The 7,220-nt window shown below is 34.5% G+C and carries 6 protein-coding genes; 5 read left to right on the plus strand and 1 reads right to left on the minus strand.

What is annotated here, in order from left to right; translation table 11 throughout:
• The first annotated feature begins 618 nt into the window (after nucleotides 1-618).
• The gene (locus ACEYOS_RS06335) at nucleotides 619-1,089 is read left to right on the plus strand and encodes a GNAT family N-acetyltransferase (RefSeq protein WP_024565583.1); all 471 of its coding nucleotides are present in this window, start codon (nucleotides 619-621) and stop codon (nucleotides 1,087-1,089) included.
• A 30-nt stretch (nucleotides 1,090-1,119) separates the two neighbouring features.
• On the opposite strand, the gene ACEYOS_RS06340 is transcribed toward ACEYOS_RS06335, so the two are convergent.
• A complete protein-coding gene (locus tag ACEYOS_RS06340) occupies nucleotides 1,120-2,190 on the minus strand; it encodes a tyrosine-type recombinase/integrase (protein ID WP_024567409.1) in 1,071 nt (356 codons plus the stop codon).
• A 223-nt stretch (nucleotides 2,191-2,413) separates the two neighbouring features.
• Between ACEYOS_RS06340 and ACEYOS_RS06345 the strand changes: the two genes are divergently transcribed.
• The 4 genes from ACEYOS_RS06345 to abc-f all read left to right on the plus strand — a co-directional run bounded on the left by ACEYOS_RS06345 (nucleotide 2,414) and on the right by abc-f (nucleotide 6,855).
• Nucleotides 2,414-3,055 carry a hypothetical protein gene (locus ACEYOS_RS06345; protein WP_373709111.1) on the plus strand — a complete coding sequence of 214 codons (642 nt, stop codon included), beginning with the start codon at nucleotides 2,414-2,416 and terminating at the stop codon, nucleotides 3,053-3,055.
• Between the two features lie 216 nt (nucleotides 3,056-3,271).
• Nucleotides 3,272-3,805 (plus strand): hypothetical protein, encoded by a 534-nt coding sequence (locus ACEYOS_RS06350; RefSeq protein WP_373709110.1) that lies wholly within the window; start codon nucleotides 3,272-3,274, stop codon nucleotides 3,803-3,805.
• Between the two features lie 373 nt (nucleotides 3,806-4,178).
• Nucleotides 4,179-4,967, plus strand: a complete 789-nt coding sequence (locus ACEYOS_RS06355) for an APH(3') family aminoglycoside O-phosphotransferase (RefSeq protein ID WP_373709109.1) — start codon at nucleotides 4,179-4,181, stop codon at nucleotides 4,965-4,967.
• Between the two features lie 301 nt (nucleotides 4,968-5,268).
• Nucleotides 5,269-6,855, plus strand: a complete 1,587-nt coding sequence (abc-f, locus tag ACEYOS_RS06360) for a ribosomal protection-like ABC-F family protein (RefSeq protein ID WP_373709108.1) — start codon at nucleotides 5,269-5,271, stop codon at nucleotides 6,853-6,855.
• Nucleotides 6,856-7,220 lie beyond the last annotated feature (365 nt).

A 7,220-nucleotide genomic window follows, 5' to 3' on the forward strand; every position in this document is an offset into this window, starting at 1 on the left:
AATTTATTATTAAATTTTAAAATGTCCCAAATACGTCATAACAATATCCAAACTCTTTGTATTAACTGTGGAGCCATCATGAATACAATTATCTGTTGGAGCTATATAGTTGGTCCTTAAATCCTCCGTAGATTTTTTTTTTTAGCCATTTCATGAGTTTTTAAAAGGTTAATAAAAACAAAGTTACTAAACGGCAAATGGGAAAAGCTACCGGAGGTTTAGTTCAACAGCTAAGTTCTTGTTGCGTGCGAATAACGAACAGTGATACCCTATTTAACGGAAGCTTCGGGAGTTTTTTTTCAGCATTATGGGTTTATCGGCGAAGGATTTTAGAGATTTACAGGGGATTTCTGAAAGAGTCTCTTTTTTGGGCGGTTTACCCGTTTTTAGTTAATTTTACAAAGTTACAGATTTAGGCGGTTGTTAAAGCTGCCGAAGCTTTAGTTCAGCGGATCTTTAAGTTATTAATTTCTTTAAAAAAATAGAAAAATCTATAATAAATCTGTTATTTCTCCAATTTATTTTTGGTTTTAAATTGGATCTATACTGTGGAAGAAGTGATGTAAGCAGGGAAGAACAGTCGATTTAAAAAAATCTATAAATGTAATTGTCCGGCAAATGAGTAAAAAAAACTTGGTTGATATCATAGAATTTTCAGAAGAGTTATCTGAACCAATTAAGACACTGAATTACGAGTGGCTTGAAAAATATTTTCGTATAGAAGAAGGTGATGTTGCATCACTTTCAGATCCCCAAAAGCATATCATAGACAAAGGCGGCCATATTTATTATGCTAAACTCAATGGTGAAATTGTTGGTACAGCCTCACTGTTAAAGAAAAGTGAAACGGTTTACGAATTAGGTAAATTGGCTGTCAGCGACAAAGCACAGGGACACGGTATTGGGACAATATTGATTGAACATTGCTTAAATATTGCCAAACAAAAACAAATAACGATACTTATTTTATACTCAAACACAACGTTGCAATCGGCTATTCATTTATTTAGAAAATATGGGTTTGAAGAAGTTGAACTTGAAAGTGGAGTTTACGAAAGAGCAAATATCAAAATGGAGAAACACTTTTAAACAGGAAAGAACAGCCGTTTTAGAAAAAAATTATAAAGAATCCAGCGGACTTTTTATCCTGGACTTTGAAAGGTCTGTCACATGCGTGTAGATTTGGGTGGTTTTAATGGAATTATGCCCAAGGAGCTCCTGAATAAAGCGGATATCGGTTCCTGTTTCCATTAAGTGAGTGGCAAAACTGTGGCGCAATCCGTGAATACCGACTTTCTTGCGAATGCCTGCCTTTTCCATCGCCTTCCTAAATACCGCCTGCGCAGACCGTACAGAATATGCCTCGCCTTCTTTACCCTCGAAAAGGTAAACCTTTGGGCGGTAGCTCAGGTAATATTCCCGCAATTCGGGCAGTAAGCTTTGGGGAAGTACGGCGATGCGGTCTTTTTTACCTTTCCCCTGTTCGATGCGCACCAGCATTTCCGCACTGTCGATATCGGAAAGTTTTAACGCTACCACTTCACTCACACGGAGCCCCATGCCGTAACACACTTTCAGAACAAGTGAATGTTTGAGATTTAGTGTGGCAGCTATTATTTTCTTGATTTCAGCTTTGCTGAGCATTTTGGGAAGCAGCAGCTTTTTCTTTGGGCGCGGAATGTCGAAAAACATTTTTTGGCGGTGGAGCACTTGCTCAAAATAAAACTTTACGGCATTCATGCGGCTGTGGATTTCGCTTTCCGAGAGTTTCAGTTTTTCGTGGCAGTAGAGGAAATAAGACCGCAAACGTTCGGGAGAAAGCTCCTGCACGGGATAACTTTTTAGGATGTAGAGCAACTGTGCAAATTCTATGCTGTAAGTGCGTAAGGTATTTTGACTGTACCGCTTCAGCAGGAGATGTTCCTGGAAACGCTGGAACTCCGGCAAATTGACAAGGTGAATTTTGGAGAGTACTGCCTTGCCGGTTATTTTCTCGGGCAGCCCAAAAAGTTTGCGGTAGTGCCTGTTATCGGTAACATACCATTTTTTTTGTGAGGCGGACCACCGTGCTTTTGTGTGTTCGCGCAGAAAGGAAATGAGCTGCCGGTCTTTTTCAAACTGCACCCAAATAACGTTGGAGCCGTTGTGAGTTCCGGAGGAAAACTGAAATCTTTTGTCTGAAAAATCCATACCACCACTGCGTATTTTTTATATATTAAAAAAAGCTAAAATCAGATGGCGTTGGATGTTATCCGCCGCCAATAATTTAAAATACGCAATCCAAATATAGCTATAAAATATTAATATACAAATACTTAATAAAGATTCAAAAAAAATTACGATTTTATGATGCTTGATTCATAAATATTCATATATTTGAGTGTTAGGCGATATATTCCCCAAAATCACGTAAATGAACGAAATTAAATTTATTCCTTTAATTGAACCTCCTACTTTAAAAGACGAAAACAGCGAATTAAAACCTGAAGGTTTTCCTTTTACTAATCAAAAGGAATGGGATATTTATCAAAAAAAAGAAATAGAAAAAAATTATTCAAATTTTCCTGAACCTATTCAATCTGGAATTTATCAATACAATTTGTTTGAAATTTCATTAGATGATATGGAAAAAATAATCGATTTACATATTGGAGATACTGATATCGAAGATTCTATTTCTCTTTTTGGTGGTTATGCATTATCGATTAATAGCGAAATTGAATTATTTCCACAATGTTGTGGATTACTTGAAGAAATTCAACTTTGGAAAAACATCTTAAATGAAAATTTCACCGATTTTTATTTAACAGAATGTCATCCAAGTCCTTTAATAACTAAAAGAGCAAATGAAATTATAATTATCTGTGAAGATGAATATGAAACTTTTATTCCAGTATCAACCCAAAAAGAAATACGTTTAAACTACAATAAAACGGTTGTAGCATTTAATCTACTTTTGAAAGAATTGGAGATTTACTCAAATAATTTAAATAAACTTTCTGAAAAATTCAAAGTTGATAACTTAGCAAATATCATTATCTGGGGTAAAGAATAATAAAAAATACATCGCCTAACATGCTATTTCTATTAGCGGGGTTGAAGTTTACATCATGAAGATTTTCGCTAATTGTTCTTTTTGTTATATTTACAAAGATTAGTTATAAAAATCCCCGCCAACAGAAATACCCAACCGTTACCTGCAATGTTAGAAAGACCGTGCTAAAAACTAGATTTTCGATTGATTTTCAAATAAATTTTGTATTTTGGAGGTATGAAAAAACAAACTGAAATACAACTTGATTTTGAAATTGACAAACTAACAAAGTCAATTGAGAATGCTATTTCAGGCGAAAGTTTTTTGACTGAAATCACTGAAATTACTAGCACTGAAAAAGGAATAATTAAAAATGCTGATTGGGTTTTCGATTGGAAATCTGAAATTGGAGAAAAAACAAAATCTGTTTTTAAACTAAATACAGTTGAAAATCCAAAAATTATTCAAGGTTTGATTTCTCTAACTGATAAAGGAGACCATATTTTTATGGACTTGATTGAAAGTGCAAAATTCAATAAAGGCAAGAACAAACTTTACAATGGTGTGGCAGGAAATTTGGTGGCTTTTGCTTGTAAAGTTTCTTTTGAAAAAAGTTACGACGGAATTGTTTCGTTCATTGCAAAAACGCAATTGATTTCGCATTATGAACAAACTTTGGGAGCAAAAAGATTCGCAGGAAATCGAATGTTCATTGATACAAAAGAAGCAAAAATTTTGGTTAAACAATATTATAAAGATTTCAAATTATGATTAATATAAAGAAATTGGAAGAAAAGGAGGTTGTTTTTGTAAATGAAAAGACAACTAAAGAACAAGATTTGGCGTTCAGTAAATTCTTGAAAGAAAGAAAAATTAAAAAAACGAATTCCAAAAAGCGAACTGTAAAAGAAAAAGCATAAAAAACACTGCAGGTAACAGTGTATTGGCAAAAAACGGGGTGAATACTGTCTTTGAGGACTCATTTAGCAGTATCCGCAAAAAATTTTTCCTTTTACTTTTTTCGTATATTAGCAAAAGGAAAAAATTTTTGCTCAAGTACGGTTTTCCTTTGAAATTGTCTGCAAGGTAGCCCGTTCTTCGCCAATACTTTTTCCGTTGGTGGCAAGGCTAAAAGACACAGCAAATGGACATCAGTAAAGACGTAAAAAATCAACTTGACAAATATTTTGGAAATTATACTACCACACAAATTTCAGGTGGTTCAACAAATGCTGAATTGTTCAGGGTTACGACAGATGAATCAAAGAGTTTTATTCTCAAAAAACAAATTTATAGTAACCATAATGTAAACCTCAAATACGATTATCAAAATTATTTATGGCTTGACGGAAAAATTCCAGTTCCTAAGATTATTTTTTATGAACAATTAAGCGACTTTGAATTGTTATGTATGACGGAACTGCAAGGAAAACCTCTTGAATATTATTTTGATAAAATAGAAACTGAAGAAATTATTAAGCAATATGCAATATCATTGAAAAAACTTCATTCTTTGAAAATTGACAATACTGCGTTGGTTCAACACCTTGACTTGAAAATTTCAAAAGCAAGATTTAATTTAGATAGTGGGTTAATTGATTTTACAGACTTACAACCCGAAAATCAAACTTACAGCCCCGAAGAACTATTTGTGAAATTATTAAGCATAAAGCCATCAGACTATGAATTAGTGTTTACACACGGAGATTACTGTTTTGACAACTTAATTTTTGACAATCATAACTTAAGTGGTTTTATAGACATTGGCAATGGAGGTATAACAGATAAATATCAAGATATTGCACTTGCTGTTAGAAACATACGAGATAATTTTAGACCAGAAATGGTTGACATATTTTACAAGGTATATGGACTTGATAAGCCAAACAAAAATAAAATAGAGTTTTATATATTATTAGACGAGTTCTTTTGAAAGAAGCCCAGCCACCAACATCGTATTGGCAATAGTGGGGCTGATAGTTATAAATTCAACATTTGTGCTTCTATCGGGCATTAGTGCAAATGTTGGGCTGACGTTTTTCAAATGCCCCACCATCGCCAATACGTAACCGTTACCTGCTATATTACGACCGACCGTGTTAAAAGAAAAGTCGTATATTTGCAGACACAAAAATTTAAGTAAGACAAAATGTAAAAAATAATTTCTTTCAGACAAATCAGAACAACAACCGCAAAGCGGTTGCTGTATTGTTTAATCTTTAAAGAAAGGAATTATGCTTACTTTACAAAACATTTCATATACACACCCAAACAAAGATTTACTGTTTAGCGACATTAATCTGACAGTAAACAATCACGAAAAGACAGCGTTGATCGGCAACAACGGAGTAGGAAAATCTACTTTGCTTAAAATTATTGCAGGCGAACTTCAACCGTCAAACGGACAAATAAGCGTTGAAACTCAACCGTATTATGTTCCGCAAATTTTCGGGCAATTCAATCATTTAACTATCGCACAAGCATTGCGGATTGAAGATAAATTAAACGCTTTGAAAGAAATTTTGAACGGAAATACAAGTGAAGAAAATTTCAATTTACTGAATGACGATTGGACAATCGAAGACCGTTGCACCGAAGCGTTAAACTATTGGCAACTCAATGATTTGAGCTTGTCGCAAAAAATGGAAGCGTTGAGTGGTGGACAAAAAACCAAAGTTTTCCTTGCAGGTATTTCCATTCATCAACCCGAATTGATTTTGTTGGACGAACCAAGTAATCATTTGGACAGCGCAAGCCGACAACTTTTGTATGACTTCGTTCAGAACACAAAAAGCACTTTAATAATCGTAAGCCACGACAGAAAATTACTCAATCTTTTGAACAGCGTTTGTGAGTTGAGCAAAAATGGAATTAAAGTTTATGGCGGTAATTACGACTTTTACAAAGAACAAAAGCAAATAGAAAACAATGCTTTGAGCCAAGACATTCAAAGCAAAGAAAAGGCGTTGCGAAAAGCCAAAGAAAAAGAACGGGAAACTTTGGAACGACAACAAAAATTAGACAGTCGTGGCAAAGGCAAACAAGAAAAATCGGGTGTTGCCCGAATAATGATGAATACTTTGCGAAACAATGCTGAAAACAGCACTTCAAAATTGAAAAGTATTCACGCAGAAAAAATCGGTGGACTTTCGCAGGACTTACAAGAACTTCGCTCTTCGTTGCCCGACATTGACAAAATGAAATTCGGCTTTGACAATTCAGCGTTGCATAAAGGAAAAGTTTTGTTTACCGCAACATACATCAATTTTGGTTACGACAACAGACCACTTTGGCAAGACAATCTAAATTTTCAAATTACAAGTGGCGAACGCATTGCATTGAAAGGGAAAAACGGTTCGGGAAAAACCACTTTGATAAAACTCATTTTGGGTAACATTAAACCGCAAACAGGAAGAATTTATCAGGCAGAAAACAAATCGGTTTACATTGACCAAGATTACTCTTTGCTCAACAACCATCTGAAAGTTTACGAACAAGCCCAACAATTCAACACTTCGGCATTGCAAGAACACGAAATTAAAGTCCGTTTAAACCGTTTTTTGTTTACAAAAGATGATTGGGACAAACCTTGTATTACGTTGAGCGGTGGCGAAAGAATGCGTTTATTATTGTGTTGTTTGACCATTAACAGTAAATCGCCCGACATCATTATTCTTGACGAACCAACGAACAATTTAGATATTCAAAATGTGGAAATTTTGACAATGGCAATAAACGAATATAAAGGAACACTAATTGTTGTGTCGCACGATGAAATGTTTTTGGAGCAGATAAATATAGAACGAACAATTGAACTCTGAAAAAATACAGCAGGTAACATCGGTTTTGCGTAATGGCGGGTTCAGTGCTTCGTATGACACTTTTTCGTAAGTTTGAGCTTTCGTCTTCGCATCAACATTAGTGCTAAAAATCCGCCACTACGCAAAGCCGAAAACCGTTGGCGGTAATTTTACCAAACAGAATGTTGAACATAAAAAAGTATAATCCGATGAAGCTATAAGTAACTGTCCAAAATAAACAACGTAAAACTTTTTCATTGCTTTCGAAAAGTAGTGAAAATTTCTATTATCAACATTTAAAAATTAGAAAAATGACACAGTTACAAATGATTGACAAAACAAAATATATAGCTCAACAAGACGAAAATGTTTCCGCCGTTTTTATG

Source organism: Kaistella sp., assembly GCF_041824135.1.
Lineage (GTDB): Bacteria > Bacteroidota > Bacteroidia > Flavobacteriales > Weeksellaceae > Kaistella.